The sequence below is a fragment of the Campylobacter sp. JMF_15 NE4 genome (genome assembly GCF_027737645.1).
Classification (GTDB): domain Bacteria; phylum Campylobacterota; class Campylobacteria; order Campylobacterales; family Campylobacteraceae; genus Campylobacter_B.
This window is the reverse complement of sequence record NZ_JAOVTY010000001.1, coordinates 226,881-250,882: the sequence shown is the minus strand read 5'-3', so window position 1 is coordinate 250,882 and position 24,002 is coordinate 226,881. Positions and strand designations below refer to the sequence as shown.

Sequence of the window (24,002 nt, the reverse complement as noted above, 5' to 3'; positions counted from 1 at the left end):
CGATGAAAATAGGATTTATAGGCGCAGGAAATATGGGCGCAGCGATGATAGAGGCGCTCGTGGGAGCGAAATTTGCAAAGGATAAAATTTGCGTTTATGGCAGAGAAAAAGGCGAGAAGCTCTGCGCAAAACTAGGCATAAAATCCGCCAAAAATGAGGCAGTGCTTGCAAATTTTGCCGATATTATTATTTTGGCAATCAAACCTGCCGTTTATGAGAGCGTCCTAGAAAAAATAAAATATAATTTGGAAAATAAAATTTTAATCTCGCTTGCGCCAAATTTTAGCATATCACGCATTGGCGAGCTTTGCGGGGCGCAAAAAATCGTTCGCGCCATGCCAAATACTCCTGCTAAAATTTCACTTGGAAATACTGCGCTGTGTTTTAGCGGAGTTAGCGAGGACGAAAAAGCCAAAATCAGGGAAATTTTTAGCGCATTTGGGCAGACTTACGAGATTGATGAGAGCAAATTTGCGATTTTCACAGCCATTAGCGGAAGCTTGCCAGCGATGATTTTTAACCTAATCGAAGCCGCTAGTGACGGGGCTGTGCGCGGTGGGATAGCGCGCGAAATGGCGCACGATATCATCGCTAATGCCGTGATTGGCTCAGCTAGCCTATGCGCTCGCACCAAAGCCCACCCACGCGCACTCAAAGACGAGGTCTGCTCGCCGGGAGGCACCACCATAGAAATGGTCGCAACACTCGAAAAAATGGGCTTTGCCACCGCTATCATCGAAGCGATAAAAGCTTGCGAAGAAAAGGCAAAAGGCTAAATTTGGCTTTTTGCAAAATTTCGCCAAATTTGCATTTTTACAAAAACTTGCAATTTGGCGAAATTTAAAATTTCAACCACAAAATTCAAATTCCGGCGCAGGGTTGCGGGCTTGCGAAGCGGAAAATTTATAATTAATTCTTGATTATTTTGTAAATTTAATTACATTTTAAAATTCCAAATTTAAGCCAAATTTGCTAAATTTTTGCAAATACAAAAAGGGTCTTTATGAAAAATTTAAGCATGGAATTTAGAGCAGATATCGGCATGATTTTTGTGGCGATTGCCTTTGGGTTGGGGTATTTGCCCACAGCATGGGCGATTGAGAGCAACGATGTTTTTGTCTTGCTTTTTTGGCGATTTTTTATCGCTAGCGTGATTATCGCGGCTCTGTTTTGGCACAAAATCAAATCTATCTCGCGCACGCAAATCCGATATGGCGTGGTTTTGAGCCTGTTTTTGTTCGCGGGGTTCGTAAGCCAAGCCTTTGCGATGAAATTCGCCGCTAGCTCGTCGGTGGCCTTTATCGTGGGGCTAAATGTCGCGCTCGTGCCATTTATCGCTAGCATTTTGTTTGGATACAAAATCTACTCATACGCCTATATCGGCGTTGCTTTCGCTGTGGCGGGGCTTTATCTCATCTGCCAAACCGAGCTTGGCTTTGGGGCGGGCGAAATTTTGGCACTCGTTTGCGCGAGCGCGTATTCGTTTCATATCGTGCTGACGGCGAATTTCGTGCGCAAATGCGAAATTTTTGGCATGGTTTATGTCCAAATCGCCTCGCTTAGCCTGTTTTGTGCATTGGCAAGCTACTTTGTCAGTGGCGTGAGTGTCGCGCCCGTGCTGGATACGAAATTTTTCATCGCGATGATTTTTATTTGCCTTGTGGGGACGGTTTTTGGGTTTTTTGCGCAGGCTTTGATGCAGCGATACACCACGCCGATTAAGGTCGCTCTGTTTTTTACGCTAGAACCAGTAACTGCGGGTATTATGGGGGTTTTCGTAGGTGGAGAAATCCTAAATCGCTGGCAAATTTTGGGCGCTGTTTTGATAATCGCAGGCGTGCTAATCAGCGAGATTGGAAGCTATTTTAAGGCGAAAAATCAAAATTTGGGCTAAATTTAAAATTTATTTTAACGGAAATCTTAAATTTAAGGTTTTTAAAAATTTATCAGATTTGCGTTTGTAGTAGATAAAACTAAAAAATACTTTAAATTTGACATAGGCATTTACCACGCCCATGCCATAGACGATCGCGACAATACAAAAGAAAAGAAAATAAACTAGCTTGTCGTAAAAATACTCTATCCGCGCGATTTCTTCCACGCCAGATACGATGACTGCGCTCATAAATGCGACGAAAAGTAGCGAAAATACCACGCCACAAAATCGCTTTATCAAGTTCCAATTTCCCCAATAAGCCGTGGTCGAATAGCTAGTAACACTAAGCGCGCTATAAGTGCCCTCCTGCCAGCCTCTGGTGTAAATCACATCGATCAAATCGCCGTTTTTTGCCCACCATTTGGCGAAAATCGAGCTAAACCTAAGCCCTCCTACATGAAAAATCACGACAAAAAAATTCTCCCTCACCTCGCAGGCACGCACATCGCTGATAATTCCGCTGATTTTGCGCGCACCCGGCGGGAGTGGTTTTTTGATTTTATAAAGTAGAGTTTTGATAGGATTTTTCATTTTGAAATGAAATTTTGCCGAAAATTCGGCAAAATTTACATGCGCTCTTTCGCACTTAGCCCCATTAAGCCAAACGCCGTGCGAATACTAAGCGCGACAAGGGCAAAAAGTTTGAGTTTGGCATTTTCGTTTTCGCTGCCAACCACGCGGTTTTCGTTGTAGTATTTGTGAAAATCTGCGGCTAGGATTTTAAGGAAATCAGGGATTTTTTGCAGTCCCCTGCTAGCAAAGGCTTCGTTTAAAACCTCATTTAGTGTCATCGCCTCAAAAGCCAAATTTAGCCCAGCTTCATCAAGCGTGCTAAAATCTGCGCCCAAAACCTCGCTATCGCTCATATGTTTGCCAGCTTTGCCAAAAATTTGGTAAATTCTAGCGTGAGCGTAATTGATATAAAAAATCGGGTTCGAGCTGTCTTCCTTGCCAAGCTCGTCAATGTCGAATTCTAGCGGTGTTTCGCCCTTTTTGCTAATAAACATAAAACGCAAATTATCCTTGCCAATCGCGCTTAGCACATCGCTCATTAGCACGCTTGTGCCTGATCGTTTGCTCATTTTAAACGCTTCGCCGTTTTTTAGCAAATTTACCATTTGCATAAGCACGATTTCTAGGGCATTTTCATCGTATCCTAGGAAGTGAATTGCCGCCTTTAAGCGCGCGATATAGCCGTGGTGATCTGCGCCCCAGACATTGACATATCGCTCAAATCCGCGTTCAAATTTGTTATTGTGATATACAATATCGCCCGCTAGATATGTCGGACGGCCGTCCTCGCGGATGACGACGCGGTCTTTTTCATCGCCCACGGCACTGGATTTAATCCAAACTTTGCCGCCTTCTTTATACATTTCGCCACTTTTTTCAAGCTTGGCAATCGTAGCGTCAAGCTCGCCATAAAGGCTCTTTTCGCTAGCCCAGTTTTGTATAGAAATGCCACAATCAGCCAAATCTTTTTTGATGATTTTCAAAACCTCGTCTTTGGCAAATTCTGCAAGTTCTAAAACTCTGCCCTCATCATAAAAAATCTCTTTGCCAAATTTCTCTACGCTTAAATTTACCAGCTCATCGATATACTCGCCGCGATAGTATTTCTCAGGATACTCGACGCTCTGCCCGAAAATTTCCTTCGCGCGCAGTATCATTGAAATACCAAGCAATTCGATTTGATTGCCAGCGTCGTTTATATAATACTCTGTGCAAACCTCGCTACCTAGGTAGTTTCCTACCTTAGCAAAGGTATCGCCATACACTGCGCCCCTGACATGGCCTATGTGAAGCGGGCCAGTTGGGTTCGCGCTAATGTATTCAAGCAGGATTTTTTCGCCTTTATGCTCTGCGCTATTTTTCGCAAAATTTTCGCCCAAATTTAGCGCATTTTTGGCTAAATTTCCAAGCACGCTAGGTTTTATATGAAAATTCAAATACCCATTTATCGCGCTTGCTGATAAAATTTCGTTATCGCTAAATTTAGCCGCTAGCTCTTCTGCTATGATTTTAGGGGCTTTTCTAAGCTCTTTTGCGAGCGAAAAAGCCACAGGCGAAGCATAGTGAGCTAGGGTTTTGTCTTTTGGTTTTTCGATGATTACCTCGCGCCCTAGGACGCGAGAGATTTCGTTTATAGCTAAATTTTTCAAAAACTAAGCCTTTTGAGATTCGTCAGCTTTGGTAGTTTCGCTCTCTTTTTTCACGCTCTCTTCAAGCTTTGGGTCGTCTTCCATCTCTTTTTTAAACGACTTGATACCCTTGCCTACGCCTTTTGCAAGCTCAGGGATTTTTTTCGCTCCGAAAAGCAACACTATAATAGCCAAAATAACTAGCAATTCTGGACCATGAATACCCATTGTTTCTCCTTATTTCCAAGATTTCATAACCGCTGAAATATCGCATCTAGCGGTTTCTAATCTGATTGTTTTGTAGATTGATTTAAAATTTAAATACGCGCTTTCTAACTCGTCGTTGATTACGAAATAATCGTATTGCGCGAGATATTTTATCTCGTCTTTTGCGTTTTGCAAACGCGTAGCGATATCGCCAGAGGCTGTATCTGCCCGTGCTAGCAGACGCTTTTCTAGCTCTGCTGGGCTCGGAGTGGTTACGAAAACCGTAGTAAGCTCGTTTTTGCTTATTTTTTGGCGAACGATTTCGAAACCTTGCACATCGATATCAAAAATCACGATTTTGCCCAAATTTAGCGCCTCTCGCACGGCTTTTAACGATGTGCCGTAGTAGTTGCCATGCACGAGCGCCCACTCTAAAAATTCGTCATTTTCTATGCCGGCTTTAAATTCGTCTTTGCTGATGAAATGGTAATTCACGCCGTCTTTTTCGCCATCTCGCATATCTCTTGTGGTAGAACTGATAGAAAAATATATCTCATCTGTACCAAACTCAGCGATAAGCCTCTTTATAAGGGTGCTCTTACCGCTGCCGCTTGGACCTGAAACTAGTAAAATTTTACCTAGCAATTATTTATCCTCAAATGAGATATTAATATTTATTCTAAGGTCTTTAAGTGCTTCTTGTATGTTTTCCTCGCCAGAGAATTGCTCCAACACACTAGCGATATTTGCCTCTAAATCGTAGCGCAACTGCTCTTTTAGCTCATCGACGCTTAAAAATCTGCGCTCTTGCTCTAAAATTCGATTAACTTCATCGCGAGTTTTTGGTGCGACATGTGCAGGAACTTCACTTTGAGCGGTCGGCTCGACACTGACATCGACAGCTGGTTTGATATCAGGTAACTCTACGCCACTTGCGACTTGCGGTAAATCCAAATCATCAAAATTTGGTTTTTCATCTTTTTTCTCATCTTGCGCTGCCGCTTTAACAGGCTCGGAAGCGACTTTTTTATCTTTTTCAAGGGCTAAAATATTATCAAAAAGCAAATCATCATCGCCAGTTTCCTCATCGTCCTCATCTGGGGTCTCATCTTGTGAAATTTGGGCTTCTGGCTCAGCCTTTGCCTCGTCCTCGCCGTGCTCTACACTCTCAAATGCTGGCTCTAACGAAACATTTGCCAAAGGAATTTCTTTGTCGCTAGCTAGCGCGATTGGAGCTTCACTCTCTTTTTCGCTCTCTGCTTTATCCTCTGGCTCATCATCACTAGAATTATCAAACATCGAAGAAAACATCGAACCAAAATCACTATCTGATGAATCGTCACTCTGCTCTTTTGGCTCTTCTTTGGCTTCTTCTTGCGCTTCTACTTTTACTTCTTCTTTTTGCTCGTCTTGCGCCTCTTCTGGCTCGTTATTTTGCGCAATCTCGCTAAGTGGCATATCGTCTGAAATTTGATCCATAACAGCACTTAGTGGCATGTCATCATCGATATCATCTAGCGAAATTTCATCTGCTAATGCGCTTAAAGGTTTATCATCGTCAAGATCATCAAGCGAAATTTCACTTAACGGCGTATCATCATCGATATTTTCGGCTAATGCAGATAGCGGAACATCGTCATTTACATTATCTAGCATAGCAGAAAGCGGTGTGTCATCATCGATATTTTCAGCTAATGCAGATAGCGGAACATCATCGTCAGAGTTGTAAAAATCATCTAAAAGGCTTTCGAAATTTTGCGTGCTAGCCTCGCTTTGGCTAGCTTCACTGCTTTCAGAAGCTGGCTCTACGCTAGCTTCTGCGGTAGTTTCAGGCTCGTTTGCAGGCTCACTAACGCCCTCATCGCTTGGTTTAGCTTCTGGCTCGCTAGGGGCAAGTTCTAAAACCAAATCATCTAAATTATCAGGAATTTCGATATTAAAAGGCTCATTTTTTGCAGGTTCAGATTTTACTTCGTTTTGCGTCTCATCGCCAGCTTCTGCGCTAGTAGCAAGAGAGATTGTATCGCCAGCATCGATATTTAGGGCTGATTTTGGTTTTGGCGCAGGGTTTTCAGCTTTTGTTTCCTCGTCTGCGCTATCATTGATTGGCGCTAGGCCGATTCCCATATCAGCGCCCTTGTCGCCCTTTTCATCGATTGACTCGATCTCTTTCATCATCGAGCTGACATCGGCGAATTCTTGTGCCATTTTTGATTTTATCTCAGGATTTGGTTTTGCAGATGAAAATCCGCTAATAAATTTAATCAATTCAGCAGGCGCAAATGGCTTAGTCAGCGTGTGTGTCGCGCCTACGATAATATCGTCTTTGGAGATCAAAAACAGGGTTTTATCGACATCAAAATGAGAAATGCTATCCTCTTCGCTATAATCTTTTATTACCAAATCATAATCTTGTTCGTCCATGCTATATTGCGCTAAATCAGAGTGTGTGCGTTCGCAACAAATATTAACTACTTTTGCAACTTGTTCATTTGTGCTATCAAGTAAAATTTTCATTTTTAGCCTTTTTGAAAAAAAATTTCCCTATTTTAGGATAATTTTGGTTAGTGATTGCTTATATTTTAGCTAAATTTTGATTATTTAGGCGATAAATCGACGAACATTTGCCAGCTAAGCTTTCATCGTGGGTGACAAGCACGAGTGCGCCGTCATTTTTGGCGATATAATCAAATATCACCTCCATGACCTCATTAGCGGTGTTTTTGTCCAAATTTCCAGTTGGTTCATCGGCAAAAATAATGCGTGGGCGTTTGTTTAGCACCCTAGCGATACTGACGCGCTGCTGCTGACCACCGCTAAGCTCGCCGATATTTTGGGATAGCGTCCCTGTAATTTTTAGTTTTTCTAAAATTTCATAATCAATTTTGTTGTTTGTGAGCTTAGCTGCAAGTTCGATATTTTCTTTGACAGAAAAACCCTTAAAAAGATAATGCGATTGAAAAATTATGCCAAAATCATGCCTGCGAATTTTAAGCCTTTCATCGGCATTTAGCGAGTATAAATTTGTGTCATTGTAAAAAACTTCGCCCGAATTTGGCTTTAAAAGTGTGCATAAAATATGCAAAAGTGTGGATTTACCGCAACCACTCACGCCCAAAATGGCGCTAGTAGAATTTGAATTTATTGTGATATTTATATCGTTAAAGAGCGTATAATCATACGCATGAGTAAGATTAACGCCCTTTAAAAGTGTCATTTTTAGCCGATTTGTGCTGCGACTTCTGCTGCGAAGTCATCGACTTTTTTCTCTAAACCCTCGCCTACTTCGAAGCGGACATATTTTACGATTTCGATTTTGCCACCGAGTTTCTCAGCTGTCTCAGCCACTACTTGCTCGATAGTTTTTTTATCGTCCATTACGAAAAATTGTCCCATAAGCGTAAGTCTTTGGTCGATTTGAGTGTTATCAGCGATAAATCTATCGATTTGACCTGGGATAATTTTGTCCCAAATTTGCTCAGGTTTGTTTTGTTTTTTAAGTTCTGCTTTTAAATTCTCAGTCTCAGTCGCCAAAACCTCATCAGTGATTTGAGCGCGTGAGCCATATACTGGGATTTTGTGCAAAGGTTTGCCTAGTCTTACTCTCTCTTCATTGTCTTTTTCTAACTCGCCCACAAGTGCTGCGAATTCTTTTTCGATAAATTCTTTATCCAAATCCTTGTAGCTAATCACGCTTGGTTTCATAGCTGCTGCGTGCATACAAAGGTTGCGGATTAGATCTTTTGCGCCTTCGGCAGTTTTTTCGCTATCGCAAGCTGCTGCGATGATGACGCCCACACGGCTGTTTGAGTGCAAGTATCCTTGGACTACGCCGTTTGCGCCAGCTTTGACGGTTTCAAATCTGCGAACAACCAAATTTTCGCCGATTGTTGCGATTTGAGTTTTTAGGTGATCTTCGAATTTCACGCCGTCGATTACGCTCTCATTTAGCGCTTCTACTGTTTCAATGCTATTTTTTTGGACATGAATAGTGATATTTTTAACCAAATCAATGAAATTTTGGTTTCTTGCGACGAAGTCAGTTTCTGAATTTACCTCGCTGATTGTTGCAGCGTTGCCATTGACTTCTACGCATACTAGACCCTCGCTTGCCAAGCGATCTGCTTTTTTCGCAGCTTTACCAAGACCTTTTTCGCGTAGTAGATCTACGGCTTTTTCCATATCGCCGTTTGTTTCAACTAATGCTTTTTTGCAGTCCATCATACCTGCGCCAGTGCTTTCGCGCAGTTCTTTTACCATTTGTGCTGAAATTTCCATTATTCTGCGTCCTCTGCTGTTTCGAAATCTTCTTCGCTCATCGCTTCTTCTACGATTTCGTCTTTTTCTTCTTGGCTTACTTCTGCTTTTTCTTCGCTTACTTCGCCGTCTTGATCTCTTAGAGCTTTTCCTTCATTGATAGCCTCAGCCATTTCTTGGCAGAAAAGTTGAACCGAACGAATAGCGTCATCATTGCCCGGAATTGGGAAATCTACAACATCAGGGTCGCAGTTTGTATCTAGTGGTGCTACAACAGGGATTTTCAGTCTGTTTGCTTCTGCTACGGCAATTTTTTCTTTAACTACATCAATGACAAAAATCATATCAGGCAAGCTTTTCATATTGCGAATTCCGCCTAGATATTGTTCTAATTTCTCTTTTTTGCGGCGTAGCATTAGGGCTTCTTTTTTTGTTAAAAGGTTGATTGAGCCGTCTTCTTCCATAGCTTCGATGACTTCTAGTTTGCGGATTGATTGTTTGATAGTGCTGAAATTTGTTAGCATACCGCCTAACCAGCGATGATTTACAAATGGCATTCCACATTTTTCAGCATATTCACGCAAAGTCGCACCTGCTTGTTTTTTAGTGCCGACAAAAAGCACCGTTTTGCCCTCAGCTGCTGCGTCGCGAACGACATTGTAAGTGTAGCGGAAGTAGCGGATAGTTTTTTGCAAATCTATGATATAGATACCTTTTCTCTCGCCGAAAATGAATTTTTTCATTTTTGGGTTCCAGCGGCGTGTTTGGTGACCAAAATGAACGCCACATTCTAATAAATCTCTCATTGTAACCATGAGTTTTCTCCTTGTGGGACTAGCCCGAAATTTAGTTTCTTCCTCCGCATTTTTTAGCAAATTTAGGGCTTTTTGGGCGTGAAATTTGCTTTCACAACTTGCCAAATTTGCAACTAAATAAGGATAAATGCGTGTGAAATGAAACTTGGATTATACTGAAAAATTTATAAAATTAAGCTAAATTTATGTTTGAATTTTGGGTTTTCGTCATTGCGAGAATTTGCGTAGCAAATTCGAAGCAATCCAGCAACGCCGTAAGGCGTTGAAAAAATAAAATCAGCTAAATTTTAAAAAGCAACGCTTTTTAAAATTTAGCCACTTCTAAGGTTTTACAGGGGTGGGGGTTGGTAAGGGGGAGGGTAGCGTCTCCTAAAAAGCGCGCCCTCCCCCTTACAGAGAATTTCACGGCGCAGGTTAAATTCAAAAAATAATTCAATGCTAAATTTAGGTTGAATTTTGAATTTAAATTTCCCTGGATTGCCACGCGAGCAAAGCTCGCTCGCAATGACAATGGAAAATTTTGGCAGGCAATAATGCCCACCCTACGATACTTATTTTTTTAGATATTTACTAATATCTCTCCACTCATTTTTTCGTTTTTCATTATTTCTGCAATTGGCACCACTTGAACTATTTATAGCGATGACCATCTTATTATCTAAAACAATTTCTTGTTTTTTGATAGCTTTTTTAAATTCATTGTTTGTCGTTGTTTTACCATTAAGCACGATTACATCAGCCTTTTTGATTAAATCTTGCAATTTTTCATTATATACTATGCTATCTCGGATTATTCCACGATCACTTGAATTTGTCGTATTTTCGCAACTTTCTATAATATCTGAAACGCCAATATTAAAATTCTCTAATTTTGCAATAATATCTTTTTTTATACTATCTCTATTTTGAGAATTTTTTATATATTCATCTCTTTTAGAAGTAAAAAAACCATTTGTCAAACATATTTCGTCAATCAATTCCCAAAATTTATTTTTTTTATCCATATAATAAAAACCGTAATCCATTGAAGTTTTTCCAACGCAAGTTCCTAAAAACAACACTTTTCCAAAAATAGGTTTAAAACCATTTAATTTTTCTGCCATATCTTTCCTCCAATAACTTAAAATTCGCACCATTATAACACATAACAAAAAAACAAAGTAAATTTAGCTGTTATTTTTCACCACAAACCCGCAAAAACGCCCTGTTTGCTTCTCTCGGCGATATGAGTAAAGATGATTTTCGCAGTGCGAACACTCATCGCTAAAAATAAATTTCTTTATACCAAGTTCGCTAAATTCGGACTTTAAAGCTAAATTCATATCAAAATTTAGAAAATTTTCGCCAGTTTTTGGATTAGCGTAGCATTTAAATTTATTAAATTCGCCCAAATCCAAATCCCCAACTTCGTAGCAACTGCCCCTTATATTTGCCCCCACAATCACGCTTAAATCGCAAATTTTCGTGCCGTAAATTTCACTCATTTTAATGGCTGTTTTGGTTACAATTTTTTGCGTAACCCCAGCCCTGCCAGCGTGCGCCACGCCCACTGCGCCGTTAATTTCATCGAGCAGCAAAACAGGCGAACAATCCGCCACCATTACACACAGCCCCACGCCATGCAAATTCGTGACCATTGCGTCGCACTCAGGGAAAATTTTCACAAATTCGCCTTGCGTTTTTTCGCCAAAATCTCTAAATTCGCCAAATTCAAAGAATTTATCAAATTTCACCCCAAATTCAGCCATAAATTTTTCATCTACAACGCAAATTTTATCGCTATGAATTTGGTTCATAAAAATCAAATTTCGCAACTCTAAACCCAGCAAATTTGCCATTTTCAGGCGATTTTGCAAAACGCTTTTAAATTCATCGCCGACATGAAAAGCAAGGTTAAATTTGCCAAATTTTCCCAAATTTTCGCCGTTCAAATTTTTCGGCGCAGTATCCTTAAAAATTGCGTTAGCTAAACCAAATTTATCGGTAAAGCCGAATTTAAAGGCGTTTAGTAAAGGCTTGAAATCAAATTCACCTGATCCCACGACAAACTCTCTTTTTTCTCGCCCACAAAGCCCAAAATTCGCGCTGCGTATCTTGCAAGCAAATCAGTCTCTACATTTACCTTTCGCCCCGTTTTAAACTCGCCAAATAGCGTATCTTTCATAGTTTGCGGAATTATGGTTAGGCGAATTGCGTTAGGCAAGACTTCGTTTATGGTAAGGCTAACGCCGTCAATCGCCACGGAGCCCTTGTTTGCGACAAACGGCATTAAATTTTTTGGCAAATTTATAAAAAAATCATATCCGCTTTTTAGCTTTGTGATTTTTGTGATTTCGCCCACGCCGTCGATGTGCCCTTGCACCAAATGCCCGTCAATTCGCTCTCCAAGTCGCATAGCAGGTTCGATATGCACTCTGCCTCTGAAATTTTGCGTGGCTATCAGCCCTGCCGTTTCGCTTGAAATCTCCACGACAAAGCCGTCAGCTAAAATTTGCGTTACGCTAAGACACGCGCCGTTTATAGCGATACTATCGCCGATATGCTCAGGGCGAAATTTAGCGCGAATTCGAAGCGAATTTCCGCTAAAACTAACGACTTCGGCGATTTCTCTGATTAGTCCGTTAAACATTTTTTCTCCAAAATTTTTGCGAAATTTTACAAAAAACAGCTTAAATTCGCAAATTTATATCCTAAACCCAAGCGCAGAAACAAGCGCCATATCGCCACTTATGCTATCTCCGGTGGTGGTGAGAAAATCCCCTGTAATCGCCGAATTTACGCCGGAATTTAGCGCTTTTTCGATACTTTTGCCAAGCTTTACGCGTCCGCCCGCAAAACGCAGATAAACGCGTGGTAAAATAAATCTATACACGGCGATTGAGCGTAAAATTTCTTCTTCGCTAAGTGGAGCGCAGTTTTGAAGCGGAGTGCCTAAAATCGGCATTAAAATGTTTATCGGCACGGAGCTTACGCCAAGTTCTCGCAACTCAAACGCCATATCTATGCGGTCTTCCACGCTCTCGCCAAGCCCAAAAATCCCGCCGCTACACACATCAAGCCCGACAGCGTGGCAGTTTTTGATAGTTTGCACCCTATCATCATAGCTGTGCGTGGTGCAAATTCGCGGATAAAACCTGCGTGAAGTCTCTAAATTATGATGATAGGTTTTCACGCCACTATCTTTAAGCTTTTGCAAAGCTTGCACGCTCGCAAGCCCAAACGAAGCGCAAAGGTGCAAATTCGTCTGCTCTCTTAGCGCACGATAAATTTGCTCGATTTTTGGCATATCTTTGTCATTTTCGCTTATCCCGCGACCACTGGCAACGAGCGAAAAGCGATGAACCTTTGCCTTTTGGTTTTGCTGTGCCATTTGCAAAACGGGCGCAGGGTTCAAAAGCGAGTAAGTTTCGCAACCTGTTTTAAAATGCGCAGACTGAGCGCAATATTTGCAATCTTCCGAGCATTTGCCAGAACGCGCATTTATAATCGAGCAAAAATTAAACTCATCGCCACAGCAAATTTGCCTAATCTCATTTGCCGTGCTCAAAAGTGCGTCCAAATCGCTAGTTTTGGCTAAATTTAACGCTTCATTTTTGCTTAAACACTCACCGGAGATAGCCTTGTTTTTCATCTCATTTATAAAATTTAAATCGCTCATAAAAGCTCCAAATTTTGAAAATTCAAGGATTATAAATTTGATTAAATTAAAAAAGCCTGACGCAAGGGGGACGCGCCAGGCTAGAATTGATTAAAAGGGGGATTATTTTTTAGTTTCGATGAAATCAGCCAATGCTGCGATTGACTCATCATCTAGTGTTGCGACTTGGCCTTTCATTACGCCACCCATGCCGTATTTGCCCTTACCGCCGTCGCCGACTGTGCCTTCTTTGTAGCCTTTTAGGCTAGCTACGATATCGTCTTTTGCGAGTGTGTTTAGCGCTGGAACTTTACCGCCTAAATAAAGTTTATCAGCGTTTGGGCCGTGGCATGTTGCGCATTTTTTGAATAGCGCCTCTCCGTCAGCAGCAAAAGCACTTGAACTAATTGCTGCTAATGCAGCACATGCGATGAAAACTTTTTTCATTTTCGATCCTTTCAGTTAAATTGCGTGTGAAGTATAATCTAAATTTTGTAAATTAAAATTAAATTTTTATCAAAGAAAAATTAATCCGACAAAATTTAAGCCAAAATTTCAGCGAATTTGCGAAATTTCGCCCCCGCTCATTTTATAAATTTTATCCGCCACACCGAAATATTTATCATCGTGGCTTATCGCAAATATCGTGTATCCGCGCTCTTTGAGCCTTGGGATTATGCACTCGTAAAAGTGCGCGCGAAAGTGCGGGTCTTGATCTGCTGCCCACTCATCGAGCATGATAAATTTGCGCCCCTCGCTTAGCGCAGCCGCGAGTGCTAGGCGTTTGCGCTGACCTGCGGAGAGATTTATGGTGCTAAATTTGCCCCCTTCGATACTGACCTTTTGCGAAATTTCCATGATCTCTAACCACTCGCGCGCAGTATTTTCATCGCCCACGATATAATCAAACAGATAAAAATCGCTAAAAACCGCGCTTATGTTGTTGCTATACGCGCGAAGCTCATCTGCGCATATAGCGCGCCCATCAGCTCGTATTTCGCCACTTTGTGCGCCATAAAGCCCAGATAAAATCATAAACAGCGTCGATTTGCCGCTGCCGTTTTCGCCGACTAGAAACACGACCTCGCCCGAATTTATGGCTAAATTTAGGTTTTTCACGCCAAATTTGCCGTTTTTATAGGTAAAGCTTACATTTTTTAATTCGAGTTTTTCCCACGCAGGCAAATTTTTTATTTCAAATCCCGCCACATGCGGATCTAGCCCTAATTCCTCGATTTTTTGGTAAGCGATTTTGGCGCGCAAAATGCTTGGGAAAGAGAAAACAAGCATCATTAGTGGCGCGCGCAAAAATAGTATCGTAAGTGCGATTGTTACGGCATTTGCGAGAGCCTGAGCGCCACCATTTAGCCCCCAAAACAGCACCACGCCCACAGCGCCTAGCATCATCACGCTCATAAAATTCCCCGCAAACGCCTGATAAACCTGCGCTTTTAGCGAGGTTTGGCGCAGATTGTTTGCGTTTGGGATAAACTCGTTTTCGTAAAGATAGCGCGCTTTTTTTATGTTTAGCGAAAGCTCCTTGTGCCCCTCAATCGCCTTAGAATAGTTCTTGTAAAGCTCGTCCTCGTTTTTGCGATAAGCGTCGAAATTTTGCATTACTTTGCGCATGATTAGCTGGTTTAAAATCATCAGCGCGCCAATCCACACGAACAAAAACAAAAACATTTTCGGCGAAATGTAAATCGTGTAAATTCCAGCGAACACGACCGTCATACCGCCCTGGATTAGCTCGCTAATGCGCATAAATCCATCAGTCAGGCGCGAAATATCAGAGCTTAGCGACGCCAGCAAATTCGCCTTTGACGCGGCCTCGATGCGCTCAAATTTCGTATCAATTATCTGCTTAATGACCTTTGAGCGCAGGTTGAAGACGAAGTTGTTCTCAATCACACAAAGCACGGCGCGCGAAGCGACCGAGAGAGCCAAAAACAGCACCAAAAGCCCAAAAAACATAAAAATTAGCGAGGTCGTTTTCTCGCCTTCACCTAACAAATATTTGTTGATAAACGCCAAAATCGCGATTCCGGCGCCACTATAAACGGCATTAAAGATAATCATTAGCAAAATTTGCTTGCCAAAACCTTTGTAGTGTTTCAAAATTTTGTCCTTGAATTTGTTTAATCGCGGAATTTAAGCACAAAAAATTTTATAAATTTTAAATTTAGCAAATTTGAAATTTTAAAATTTCACATTTCGCTAGCGCAACCCCCAAACACTGCCCCGAAATTTACTCACAATGACACGAAATTTGCGCACTTTAAATTTTAAAGTCGTAGATTGCTTCGTCAAGGCTACGCCTTTCCTCGCAATGACAAATTAGGCAAAATTTGTATAATCTGTCATTGCGAGAATTTTGCGTTAGCAAAATTCGTGGCAATCTACGACTTTAAAATTCCTTACGCTAAATTTTGCTGTCATTGCGAGCGAGTGTAACGAGCGAAGCAATCCAGTAAAATTAAATTCAAAATTCAACCTAAATTTAGCATTGAATTATTTTTTAAATTTTAGGCAAAATTTTGCTTTTCTCGTAAGGGGGAGGGCGCGCTTTTTAGGAGACGCTACCCTCCCCCTTACCAACCCCCACCCCTGTAAAACCTTAGAAGTGGCTAAATTTAAAGCTTCGCTTTAAATTTAGCTGATTTAATTTTTCGGAAATGCTTCGCATTTCCTTTATTTTTTCCCGCGCATTTTGATATAAATGTGCAAAATATCAATCGCGGCAGGTGTTACACCTGAAATCTCACTTGCAGCAAACAGCGTCGGCGGAGCAAATTTTTCGAGTTTTTCAACCACTTCATTGCTAAGCCCGCTAACCGCGCGAAAATCGAAGTCCTCAGGGATTTTCACGCTTAGCATATCCTTCATTTTATCGATACTGGCGCGCTGTTCGGCGATGTAGTGTTTGTATTTGCACTCGACTAAAATTTGCTCCAAACTCTCATCGCAAAATCCCGCAAAAATCGGATCAAGCGACTTTAATTTCTCTTTTGTAAAGCTCTTTCTGGCTACGATTTTTTGCAAGCTTACATTTTGGCTTATCGGCTCTTCGCCAAGCTCAGATAAAAACGCCAAATTTGCCTTGTTTGGCGTGAGTTCTTTGGCCTCTAAAAACTCCACGCCAGCCCTCGTCTCGCTCTCAATCTTACAAATTTTGCTATAAATTTCATCATCAATCAGCCCTATTTCGTGGCCATATTTACCAAGGCGCAAAATCGCGTTATCCTCGCGCAAAAGCAGCCTAAACTCGGCGCGCGAAGTGAACATTCTGTATGGCTCTTTCGTGCCTTTGGTAACCAAATCATCAATCAGCACGCCGATGTAGGCCTCATCACGGCGCAAGATTAGCGGCTCTTTGGCGCGCACGGCAAGGCCTGCATTAATACCCGCTATAAGCCCCTGCGCCCCAGCCTCCTCGTAGCCTGTGGTGCCATTAATCTGCCCGCCAAGATACAGCCCCGAGACCTTTTTGCACTCCAAAGAGTGTTTGAGCTCGGTAGGATCGACATAATCGTATTCGATAGCGTATCCTGGGCGCACGATTTTGGCGTTTTCAAAGCCCTTAATCGAGCGAATAAAGCTAACTTGCACATCGTAAGGCAGCGAAGTCGAAAGTCCATTGACATAATACTCGCTAGCCTGCGCCGTTTGAGGCTCAACGAAGACATGGTGGCGTTCTCTGTCTGGGAATTCGTAAATTTTGGTTTCTATGCTAGGGCAATACCTTGGCCCCGTGCTTGAAATTTGCCCAGTAAACATCGGCGCACGGGCGAAATTTGAGCTGATTATCTCGTGGGTTTTTTCGTTTGTGTAGGCGATGTAGCATGGAAGCTGATTTGGCGCGAAATTTTCGGTGCGGAAGCTAAATGGCTTTGGATTTTCGTCGCCGTCTTGACGCTCCAAGACGCTAAAATCAATTGTTTTTGCGTCAATTCTAGGGCAGGTGCCGGTTTTGAGCCTGCCCATTTTTAGGCCAAAAGATTTGAGCGAATTTGAGAGATTTTTCGATGGTAATTCGCCCACGCGCCCCGCTTCTATGGTGCTTTCGCCCACATGCACAAGGCCGTTTAAAAATGTGCCTGTGGTGATGACGACCTTTTTGGCGGTGTATTCGTTGCCAAGGTGGGTTTTCACGCCTCGCACGATGATTTCATCACCACGATTTTCGCTTAAAATTTCGGTTGCGATCTCTTGCGTGAGCTCCAAATTTGGCGTGTTTAAAAGCAAATTTCGCATATAAATGCGGTATTTATCCATATCGATTTGCGCGCGCGAACCACGCACAGCCGGGCCTTTGCTCTCGTTTAGTATGCGAAATTGGATCCCGCACTCATCGGTGGTGCGCCCCATTTGACCCCCAAGAGCGTCGAGTTCTTTGACCAAATGCCCCTTAGCTAGGCCTCCGATTGCAGGATTACAGCTTGCGGCGCCTAATTGCTCAACCAAAATCGTAATCAAAAGTGTGCGCACGCCCATTTTCGCGCTTGCTAGCGCAGCCTCGATTCCAGCGTGTCCTCCGCCTATAACTATCACATCATAATTCATATTTTTCCTTTAAAATTTTGCGTGCGATAGTATCAAAAACTCTATGAAATTTTGGTAAAATTGAGCTTTTAAAATTTAAAAAGGATTGAAAATGAGCGAGAAAATTTTTAATAAAATCGTTGAAATTTTAGAGGCTAACGGAGCGAAATTTCGCGTCGTAACTCACGATAGCGTAGGCACTAGCGCAGAGGTTGCCAAAGCAAGAGGCACCAAGCTTGGACAAGGTGCAAAAGCTCTAATTTGCACCTTAAAAGGTGGCGGAGAAAAAATCTATGCCCTAGCCGTGCTTCCAGCCGATATGCAAGCGGATTTGAGCGCGCTAGCAAGGGCATTTGAGCGAAACCGCGCTTCGCTAGTATCGCCAGCAGAGGGGTTGGAGCTAAGTGATTGCGTTTTTGGCTCTGTGCCGCCGTTTAGCTTCCACGAAAAGCTAGTTTTAGTCTGCGACCCTGCGCTTTTTGAGCGATATGACGAAATCGCATTTAACGCAGGCTTGCTCGATCACTCGGTGATTTTAGACGCGAAAGATTACCAAAAAATCGCAAATCCAAAGCTAGTAAAATTCGCCAAAATTTAGCCAAATCAAAATTTGGCTTTTTTAAATTTAAACGGACAAATTTTGACACTATTTTTAAAATTATTCCCTAAATTTGGGCTTAAATTTAAATAAATCAAATTTAGCCAAATTTCAGAAAATTCCCAAAACAGCGCACTTTTTTAATTAAAATTTCGACAATCCAAATTTTTTAAAATCCAAACGGACAATTTCTGACATTTTTATTCAGTAAAATTTTGCCAAGAAAATTAGACAAACAAATTTTTTTAAGGAGTGCAAAATGGCATCAGGTGTAGTAGATAGTAGAGTTTTTAGAGTTATGTTCGTCAGCGAAGAAATGAGAAAGATTTTCAGCGACGAAAACAAAGCGCAAAAATGGCTAGATACCGAAGCTGCTCTTGCAAGAGCGCAAGCAAAATTAGGCATTATCGAGCCAAGACGCGCCGAGCAAATCACAAAATTTGCCAAAGCCGAGCTTTTAGATTTAGACGCGATAGGTGAAAACTACAAAAGCTCTATCACAATCGTTCCTTTGCTAAAATAATTTAAAAAGGTCTTTGATGATGATAGTGGCGAATTCGTGCATTGGGGTGCGACAAGCCAAGATATTATGGATAATGGTATGGTTTTGCAAATCAAAGAAGCCTTACCGCTTATCAAAAAACTTTTAGAAAAAACCTACAAAGAGACATTGAGAATTTCAGCCGAGCACAAAAACACCGTTATGGCTGGACGCACACATGTAATACACGCTTTGCCTATCACATTTGGTTTTAAAACTGCAATGTGGGCGCAAGAAATTCGCAGAAGCCTTGATAGATTAAAAGAGATTACTCCAAGAGTTTTAGTTGGTCAATTAAGCGGTGCGGTCGGTACTATGGCAAGCCAAGAGGGCAAAGGCTTAGAAATGCAAAAACTTATGATGGAGGATTTGGGCTTAAATATCCCTGTGATTTCATGGCACCCAAGCAGAGACCACATGGCTGAGTATGTATCTACGCTAGCGATAATCGCAGGAACAATCGGACGCATCGCAAGAGAAATTTTAAGTCTTCAAAGAACCGAAATTTGCGAGGTTGAAGAGCCGTTTTTCATGGGAAAAGTAGGAAGCTCTACTATGCCACACAAACGAAATCCGCAAGTTTGCGAGGGCGTAATCGCTCTAACTAAAATTGTCCGCGCACAAGCACCTTTAATGGTAGAGGCTATGGAGTGCGAAAACGAGCGCGACTGGGGTTGCGAGGCGGTCGAGTGGGACGCAATTCCAAAAAGCTCTATTTTAATCGCAGGTGCGCTTGAAAAAATCAACGATATTTTAGAAAATTTACTTGTTTATCCACAAAATATGAAAAGAAATCTTAATGCACTAAAAGGCGCAATGCTAAGCGAAGCCGTAATGCTACACCTAGGCGAAAAGCTTGGTCGTTTAACTGCGCACGAAATCGTTTATGAAGTTTGTATGAAAGCCTTCACAGACGGCAAACCAGTAATCGACGATCTTTTAGAGCGCGAAGAGGTTAGTAAATATTTCACAAGAGCAGATTTAGAAGAAATCATGCAACCTGAAAAATATGTCGGATTGAGTGCTACTTTTGTAGATAGAGTTATCGAAGATAGTAAAAAATACTTCGGATAAACTTAAAAAGGATAAGCTATGAATAAGCTTACAAAAGGAATTCTAGTCGTTATTATAGGGCTTCTTATATGGTTTTGTCCGCATCCTGAGGCTGTGAGCGATCAAGCATGGCATCTTTTTGCCATAGTTTTTGCCACAATTTTAGGTCTTATTCTCCAACCGCTTCCAATCGGAGCGGTTGCCTTTATCGGTGTTACGATTACGATTTTAACTAAAACGATGAAACCAGCAGAAGCATTAGCTGGTTTTGGGAATTCGACTATTTGGTTGATCGTAAGCGCGTATATGATAGCGCGCGGATTTATCAAAACAGGGCTTGGTAGGCGCATTGCTTATAAAATCATCTCGCTTTTGGGAGATAGCACCTTAAAGCTAGGTTACTCCATCGTCATAAGTGATGCGATTATCAGCCCTGCTATGCCAAGTAGTGGTGCTAGGGCTGGTGGAATTTTATTCCCTATCGTAAATTCGTTAGCTAAGGCGTTAGGTTCTGAGCCTGATGAGGGAAGCAGAAAAAAGGCAGGAGCATATTTTATGCAAACGCTTTGGCAAGGAAACACCATTACAAATGGTATGTTTCTAACCTCTATGGCAGGAAACCCGCTAATTGCAAGCTTAGCGTTAAGCTCATTTGGTGTGGAGATTAGCTGGACATTGTGGGCGCTTGGTGCGATTGTTCCTGCGATTTGTTCGCTTATAATAATCCCCTTTGTGCTTTATAAAATTTATCCGCCTGAAATAAAGGCGTTTCCGCAAGGCAAGGAAATCGCAAAAACCGAACTTGCAAAGATCGGACCTATGCAAAAAAGTGAAAAATGTATGCTAGGCGTTTTTATCGGCTCATTGCTTTTATGGGCAACCGGCACTCTAACAGGCATAAATGCGACCAATGTCGGCATGATAGCGGTTTGCGTTATGGTTGCTTTAAAAATTTTAGAGTGGAACGATGTCATCGGCGAAAAAGGCGCATGGGATACGCTAATGTGGATGGGTGCGCTAATCGCACTTGCAGGCGGTTTAAATAAACTTGGCTTTATCAAGTGGTTTTCAGACACCGTCGCAGGCGGTATGGGCGATATAAACTGGATTTTGATAATGGGAATTTTGCTTTTAATCTATGTTTATTCGCACTATTTATTTGCTAGTTTAACAGCACACATTACTGCGATGTATGCGGCTTTTGGTGCAGTTGCTATCGCAGCGGGAGCTCCTAGCGTTTTCGTGGCGCTCGTGTTTGCTTATGCAAGCAACCTTATGATGCCAATCACTCACTACGGCGGTGCTCCTGGACCAATTATCTTTGGTGCAGGTTACAACACCCAAAACGAGTGGTGGAGGCTAGGCTTTATCACAACGCTGATAAATCTGTTTATTTGGACGGTAATAGGCGGAATTTGGTGGAAAGTTCTAGGTTTATGGTAAAATAAAAGAGCGGATTTTTCCGCTCTTTTTGATTTTTAAATTTGGATTTTTCATGGCAAATAAAAAAGTTTTTGAAATTTTGGAATTGCTTAAAGATTTCGTTAGCGGAAAAGAGATAATCATCGAGGATTATGCCCTACAAACAGGCATTTCAACCCGCACAGCCAGAAGATATGTAAAAGATCTGCGAGAGATTTTTGGCGAAGAATTTATCGCAAAACTCGCCAAAGGAAGCTATATCTGCAAAAATACAGAATTTTTCAAAACCTTTATCAGCCCCAACAAATACCAAAACGAAAGCGAAAAACTCATCGATTTGCTCCATATCATAAATCCCGGATTTAGTAAATTTTTGCCTTCTGCGCACAAAAAAGTCGATGAAAAACTCGAAAAAGAGCTAAGCGAAATTTTTTTAATAAAAGGCTCACCACACGAAAAAACGCCGAATTTAGATATTTTTGCCAAACTTCAACAAGCGATTAAATTTAAAAAATATACAAATTTAAAATACGATAATGAAATTTTAAAAAATGTAAAAATTTTAAAGCTTATTTATTCAAAGGGAAATTGGTCTGTCGCAACGCTCAGGGATTGCGATAAAAACAGCGGTTTCGAGGTTTTAAGAGTGAATTTTATAGATGAGATTAGGTTGCTTAAAAACACTTTTTATACCGACAAATACACAGAAAATTTTATACAAAATTTAGAAACATTTTTTGACGGATACAGAGCCGAGCCCTTTGTGGTGCGAGTGGCTATCTCGCCAAAAGTGGTTAAATTTTTCGAGAAAAAGACATTTTTCGCTTCGCAAAAAATCACCGATGAAATTTTAGAAAATTTATGGCGAGTGGTCGAATTTACCATAAGTAGCGATGATATGCTAATGCCACTAGCAAGGCGTTGGTTTCCTGATTTTGTAATACTTTCGCCGAAATCAACAAGGGATAAATTTGATAAATTAATTATGGATTATCTAAAATTTGGGAAAAATTTAGATAGGCTAATTTTGCAAATTTAGCCTAAATTTCACTCGCCACTCATTTGCGTTTGCGCCCAGAGATAGAGCGATTCAAGCGCTGGGATTAGCGTTTTACCGCGACTTGCGAGAGTGTATTTGGCGGTGGGCGGTATGGTAGGATACTATTTGACTACAAAAACGCTCAAATTTTAATGCAAAGCTTCGATTTGGCAGATTTCACTCGCGCAGTGGAACAAATTTAAAAAATGGATAAAATTTAAAATTTTAAAATTTAAAAAAGGGGCAAAATTTGCCCCTTATAAATTATTCTTCGCTAACTTTTTTAAGTCTGAAAAATAGTAGCAAGATAACGATAGTGCCGATGATACCAGCCGCTGTCGCGATAGTCATAGGCATGTTAAAGCCGATTTTCGCATTTACAAGGTAAGCGATTACGACATTTGACATAAAGATTGCTGGGATCAAAGTAACCCAGAAGAATTTACCTCTGCGGTATAGGTAAGCTGACGCTGCCCATAACATGATAGTCGCAGTTGTTTGGTTCGCCCAACCAAAATATCTCCAAATGATACCAAAGTCGATTTGAGATAGACCGATACCGATAGCAAATAGCGGAACGGCAATGAAAAGTCGTTTTACGATATCTCTTTGTGGCATTTTGAAAAAATCAGCGATAATCAAACGAGCCGCACGGAACGCAGTATCACCAGATGTGATAGGCAAAATAACAACACCAAGAACCGCAATGATACCACCAACAGGTCCAAGAAGTGTTTTTGAGATCTCATGGACTACTTGTGCTGGGTTACCAGCTGCCGCAAGAGCCTCTCTGGTCTCATAGAAGCTTAGACCAAGTGTGCACCAAATAAGACCAATAATACCCTCGCCAATCATTGCGCCGTAGAAAACCATTCTACCTGATTTTTCGTTTTGGATACATCTAGCCATAAGCGGTGATTGTGTAGCGTGAAAGCCTGAAAGCGCACCACAACTAATAGTAACGAAAAGCAATGGCCAAAGCGGAAGGTCTTTTGGATCCATATTTACGAAGAAATTTAGACCCTCTGGATAGAAGCTTCTGCCACTAACGATAAATCCGACAGTAAGACCAACTGACATGAAAATCAGCAAAGCACCGAATATCGGATAGAATCTACCGATGATTTTATCGATTGAAAATAGTGTCGCGATAAAGTAGTAAGCAAAAATGATGATTACCCAAATACCAGCTTCCATACCTGTAATGCCTTTAAGAAGGCCAGCAGGACCAGTTGTGAAAACAACACCAACGAGCACGAGCAATACAAGAGCGAAAATATTCATGAAGTGTTTCGCCCAGTTTCCTAACTGCACACCTACGACGGTAGGGATAGAAGCACCGTTTGCGCGCACGCTCAGCATACCAGAAAAGTAGTCATGCACAGCACCTGCTACAATCGTTCCGATGACGATCCATAGCATAGCCACAGGACCATAAAGCGCACCCATAATCGGACCAAATACAGGTCCAAGACCGGCGATGTTTAGGATTTGGATCAGATAGATTTTCCAATCTGACATTTTGACATAATCCACGCCATCGGCCATGTCATGCACAGGAGTTTTGCGCTCAGCACTGGCACCAAAAACACTTTCTACGAATTTTCCGTATGTAAAAAACGCTCCAATCAGAAGCGCTACACAAAAGAAAAACCAAAGCATTTTTGCCTCCTCAAAAAAGAATTCAAAACAAAAAAAATTGTTTGTAAAATTGTATATAATGTTACATAAATTTAATTTGAATTTATGTAACATTTACAAATAATATTGCTTAAAATTCGGAAAAAATGTTATTTTTGCGTGATTTTTGTTTA

At 41.4% G+C, this 24,002-nt stretch carries 24 protein-coding genes; 7 read left to right on the top strand and 17 right to left on the bottom strand.

What is annotated here, in order from left to right:
• Positions 1-2 precede the first annotated feature (2 nt).
• Entirely contained in the window at positions 3-776 is a 774-nt protein-coding gene (gene proC / locus OFN98_RS01335; RefSeq protein WP_270874846.1) for a pyrroline-5-carboxylate reductase, read from the top strand.
• A gap of 227 nt (positions 777-1,003) precedes the next feature.
• Positions 1,004-1,894, top strand: coding sequence for a DMT family transporter (locus OFN98_RS01330; protein ID WP_270874847.1), 891 nt, complete (start codon positions 1,004-1,006; stop codon positions 1,892-1,894).
• A 9-nt stretch (positions 1,895-1,903) separates the two neighbouring features.
• Here OFN98_RS01330 and OFN98_RS01325 read toward each other — a convergent pair whose 3' ends face one another.
• From OFN98_RS01325 to mnmG, 15 genes are all read right to left on the bottom strand, one after another.
• A complete protein-coding gene (locus tag OFN98_RS01325) occupies positions 1,904-2,467 on the bottom strand; it encodes a hypothetical protein (protein WP_270874848.1) in 564 nt (187 codons plus the stop codon).
• 35 nt (positions 2,468-2,502) lie between these two features.
• Positions 2,503-4,098 (bottom strand): arginine--tRNA ligase, encoded by a 1,596-nt coding sequence (gene argS / locus OFN98_RS01320; RefSeq protein WP_270874849.1) that lies wholly within the window; start codon positions 4,096-4,098, stop codon positions 2,503-2,505.
• Between the two features lie 3 nt (positions 4,099-4,101).
• Positions 4,102-4,305 carry a Sec-independent protein translocase subunit TatA/TatB gene (locus tag OFN98_RS01315; RefSeq protein WP_270874850.1) on the bottom strand — a complete coding sequence of 68 codons (204 nt, stop codon included), beginning with the start codon at positions 4,303-4,305 and terminating at the stop codon, positions 4,102-4,104.
• Positions 4,306-4,314: 9 nt separating this feature from the next.
• Entirely contained in the window at positions 4,315-4,929 is a 615-nt protein-coding gene (gmk, locus tag OFN98_RS01310) for a guanylate kinase (protein WP_270861909.1), read from the bottom strand.
• Positions 4,930-6,801: a hypothetical protein gene (locus tag OFN98_RS01305; RefSeq protein WP_270874851.1), complete on the bottom strand. Its 1,872-nt coding sequence runs from the start codon at positions 6,799-6,801 to the stop codon at positions 4,930-4,932.
• A 58-nt stretch (positions 6,802-6,859) separates the two neighbouring features.
• Positions 6,860-7,501 carry an ABC transporter ATP-binding protein gene (locus tag OFN98_RS01300; RefSeq protein ID WP_270874852.1) on the bottom strand — a complete coding sequence of 214 codons (642 nt, stop codon included), beginning with the start codon at positions 7,499-7,501 and terminating at the stop codon, positions 6,860-6,862.
• Between the two features lie 2 nt (positions 7,502-7,503).
• Complete coding sequence (gene tsf / locus OFN98_RS01295; protein ID WP_270861912.1) at positions 7,504-8,562, bottom strand: translation elongation factor Ts; 1,059 nt, start codon at positions 8,560-8,562, stop codon at positions 7,504-7,506.
• A complete protein-coding gene (gene rpsB / locus OFN98_RS01290; protein ID WP_270860623.1) occupies positions 8,562-9,356 on the bottom strand; it encodes a 30S ribosomal protein S2 in 795 nt (264 codons plus the stop codon). Before rpsB ends, tsf begins: the two co-directional genes overlap by 1 nt.
• 551 nt (positions 9,357-9,907) lie before the next feature.
• Entirely contained in the window at positions 9,908-10,459 is a 552-nt protein-coding gene (locus tag OFN98_RS01285; RefSeq protein ID WP_270874023.1) for a uracil-DNA glycosylase family protein, read from the bottom strand.
• A 63-nt stretch (positions 10,460-10,522) separates the two neighbouring features.
• On the bottom strand, positions 10,523-11,398 hold the full coding sequence (locus OFN98_RS01280) for a polyphenol oxidase family protein (RefSeq protein ID WP_270876574.1): 876 nt from the start codon (positions 11,396-11,398) through the stop codon (positions 10,523-10,525).
• On the bottom strand, positions 11,362-11,985 hold the full coding sequence (locus OFN98_RS01275; RefSeq protein WP_270876573.1) for a riboflavin synthase: 624 nt from the start codon (positions 11,983-11,985) through the stop codon (positions 11,362-11,364). The genes OFN98_RS01280 and OFN98_RS01275 overlap by 37 nt, the downstream gene beginning before the upstream one ends.
• A 54-nt stretch (positions 11,986-12,039) precedes the next feature.
• Positions 12,040-13,014, bottom strand: coding sequence for a biotin synthase BioB (bioB, locus tag OFN98_RS01270; protein WP_270876572.1), 975 nt, complete (start codon positions 13,012-13,014; stop codon positions 12,040-12,042).
• Positions 13,015-13,116: 102 nt separating this feature from the next.
• Positions 13,117-13,440, bottom strand: coding sequence for a c-type cytochrome (locus OFN98_RS01265; protein ID WP_270876571.1), 324 nt, complete (start codon positions 13,438-13,440; stop codon positions 13,117-13,119).
• A 108-nt stretch (positions 13,441-13,548) separates the two neighbouring features.
• Entirely contained in the window at positions 13,549-15,111 is a 1,563-nt protein-coding gene (locus OFN98_RS01260) for a cyclic peptide export ABC transporter (protein WP_270874028.1), read from the bottom strand.
• 573 nt (positions 15,112-15,684) lie between these two features.
• Positions 15,685-17,556 carry a tRNA uridine-5-carboxymethylaminomethyl(34) synthesis enzyme MnmG gene (gene mnmG / locus OFN98_RS01255; protein WP_270874029.1) on the bottom strand — a complete coding sequence of 624 codons (1,872 nt, stop codon included), beginning with the start codon at positions 17,554-17,556 and terminating at the stop codon, positions 15,685-15,687.
• A gap of 91 nt (positions 17,557-17,647) precedes the next feature.
• Here mnmG and OFN98_RS01250 point away from each other — a divergent pair, with 91 nt between their 5' ends.
• The 5 genes from OFN98_RS01250 to OFN98_RS01230 all read left to right on the top strand — a co-directional run bounded on the left by OFN98_RS01250 (position 17,648) and on the right by OFN98_RS01230 (position 22,188).
• Positions 17,648-18,133 (top strand): YbaK/EbsC family protein, encoded by a 486-nt coding sequence (locus OFN98_RS01250; RefSeq protein WP_270874030.1) that lies wholly within the window; start codon positions 17,648-17,650, stop codon positions 18,131-18,133.
• A gap of 259 nt (positions 18,134-18,392) precedes the next feature.
• Entirely contained in the window at positions 18,393-18,656 is a 264-nt protein-coding gene (locus OFN98_RS01245) for a hypothetical protein (RefSeq protein WP_270874031.1), read from the top strand.
• A 36-nt stretch (positions 18,657-18,692) separates the two neighbouring features.
• Entirely contained in the window at positions 18,693-19,748 is a 1,056-nt protein-coding gene (locus OFN98_RS01240) for a class-II fumarase/aspartase family protein (protein WP_270874032.1), read from the top strand.
• Positions 19,749-19,766: 18 nt separating this feature from the next.
• The gene (locus OFN98_RS01235; RefSeq protein ID WP_270876570.1) at positions 19,767-21,170 is read left to right on the top strand and encodes an anion permease; all 1,404 of its coding nucleotides are present in this window, start codon (positions 19,767-19,769) and stop codon (positions 21,168-21,170) included.
• A 52-nt stretch (positions 21,171-21,222) separates the two neighbouring features.
• The gene (locus OFN98_RS01230; protein ID WP_270876569.1) at positions 21,223-22,188 is read left to right on the top strand and encodes a helix-turn-helix transcriptional regulator; all 966 of its coding nucleotides are present in this window, start codon (positions 21,223-21,225) and stop codon (positions 22,186-22,188) included.
• Between the two features lie 8 nt (positions 22,189-22,196).
• Here OFN98_RS01230 and OFN98_RS07995 read toward each other — a convergent pair whose 3' ends face one another.
• Together OFN98_RS07995 and OFN98_RS01225 are read right to left on the bottom strand one after the other, a co-directional pair.
• Complete coding sequence (locus OFN98_RS07995) at positions 22,197-22,301, bottom strand: hypothetical protein (RefSeq protein WP_442868114.1); 105 nt, start codon at positions 22,299-22,301, stop codon at positions 22,197-22,199.
• Positions 22,302-22,452: 151 nt separating this feature from the next.
• The gene (locus tag OFN98_RS01225) at positions 22,453-23,850 is read right to left on the bottom strand and encodes a carbon starvation CstA family protein (RefSeq protein WP_270859151.1); all 1,398 of its coding nucleotides are present in this window, start codon (positions 23,848-23,850) and stop codon (positions 22,453-22,455) included.
• Positions 23,851-24,002 lie beyond the last annotated feature (152 nt).